Below are 1873 nucleotides of genomic sequence, written 5' to 3'. Positions count from 1 at the left end.
TGGCACTAGCGGACACGACGATCCTTGAGGGTCTTGAGACGCCGGATCGTCTCCGGCTTCTGCCGGAGAGCGAGCTGCAGAAGGTGGCCGACGCGGTGCGCGCCGAGATGATCGACGCCGTCTCGATCACCGGCGGCCATCTCGGCTCCGGCCTGGGCGTGGTCGAACTCACCGTGGCGCTCCACCACGTCTTCGACACCCCCGACGACCGCATCGTCTGGGACGTCGGGCACCAGTGCTACCCGCACAAGATCCTCACCGGACGCCGCGACCGCATCCGCACCCTGCGCCAGGGCGGCGGCCTGTCCGGCTTCACCAAGCGCTCGGAGAGCGCGTACGACCCCTTCGGCGCGGCCCATTCCTCCACCTCGATCTCCGCCGCGCTGGGCATGGCGGTGGCGCGCGACCTCGCCGACGCCGAGGCGAAGGCCAAGGGCGCGGCGCCGGGCAAGCGCCGCAACATGGTCGCGGTGATCGGCGACGGCTCGATGTCGGCGGGCATGGCGTACGAGGCCATGAACAATGCCGGCGCGCTGCACTCGCGCCTGATCGTCATCCTCAACGACAACGACATGTCGATCGCGCCCCCCGTCGGCGCGATGTCGGCCTACCTCGCAAGGCTCGCCTCCGGCGGCACCTATCGCGGCCTGCGTGAGACCGCCAAGCAGCTCGGCAAGCTCCTGCCGAAGGCGCTCTACGAGCGCGCCGTGCGCGCCGAGGAATATGCCCGCTCGCTGGTGGTCGGCGGCGGCACGATGTTCGAGGAGATGGGTTTTTACTATGTCGGCCCGGTGGATGGGCACAACCTCGACCACCTGCTGCCCGTGCTCAAGAACGTGCGCGATTCGGATCAGGGCCCGATCCTGCTCCACGTGGTGACGCAGAAGGGCAAGGGCTACGCCCCGGCCGAGGCGAGCGCCGACCGCTACCACGGCGTGGTCAAGTTCGACGTGGTGTCGGGCATCCAGGCCAAGGCCAAGGCGAACGCGCCGGCCTATACCCGGGTGTTCGGCGAGAGCCTGATCAAGGCGGCGGATGCCGACCCGAAGGTGGTGGCGATCACCGCGGCGATGCCCGGCGGTACCGGCATCGACCTGTTCGGCAAGGCGCACCCGGACAAGACCTTCGACGTGGGCATCGCCGAGCAGCACGCGGTGACCTTTGCCGGCGGCTTGGCGACGGAGGGCTACAAGCCGTTCGTGGCGATCTACTCGACCTTCCTGCAGCGGGCCTACGATCAGGTCGTGCACGACGTGGCCTTGCAGAACCTGCCGGTGCGGTTCTGCCTGGACCGCGCGGGTCTGGTGGGGGCGGACGGCGCCACGCATGCGGGCGCGTTCGATCTGGCCTATCTCTGCTGCCTGCCGAACATGACGGTGATGGCGGCGGCCGACGAGGCGGAGCTGGTGCACATGGTGGCGACCGCCCACGCGCATGACAGCGGGCCGATCGCGCTGCGCTATCCCCGCGGCGAGGGTGTCGGCGTGGAGCTGCCGGAGCGGGGCGAGCCGCTGGCGATCGGCCGCGGCCGTGTGGTGCGGCGTCCCGAGGGCGCCCGGGTGGCGCTGCTGTCGCTGGGCACGCGCCTGTCGGAGGCGCTGAAGGCGGCCGATGCCTTGGAGGCGGAGGGCGTGGCGGCCACGGTGGCGGATGCGCGCTTTGCCAAGCCTCTGGACGCGGAGCTGATCGTGGATCTGGCGATGAGCCACGAGGTTCTGGTGACGGTGGAGGAGGGCTCGGTCGGCGGGTTCGGCGCGATGGTGCTGCACCTGCTCGCGGAGCGCGGCGTTCTGGATGCAGGCCGCGTCCGGGTTCGCACGCTGACGCTTCCCGATGTCTACCAGGACCACGACAAGCCGGAGAAGATGTACGC

Annotated in this window: 1 protein-coding gene; it reads left to right on the top strand. The window is 70.0% G+C overall.

Annotated elements, in window-relative coordinates:
• Window positions 1-1873, top strand: a 1873-nt coding sequence (dxs, locus tag ABS772_RS17070) for a 1-deoxy-D-xylulose-5-phosphate synthase (RefSeq protein WP_350395996.1), incomplete at both ends; no start/stop codon positions are given.

The sequence above is a fragment of the Methylorubrum podarium genome (assembly GCF_040270385.1).
Taxonomy (GTDB): domain Bacteria; phylum Pseudomonadota; class Alphaproteobacteria; order Rhizobiales; family Beijerinckiaceae; genus Methylobacterium; species Methylobacterium podarium.
This window is presented reverse-complemented; position numbering and strand designations above follow the sequence as displayed.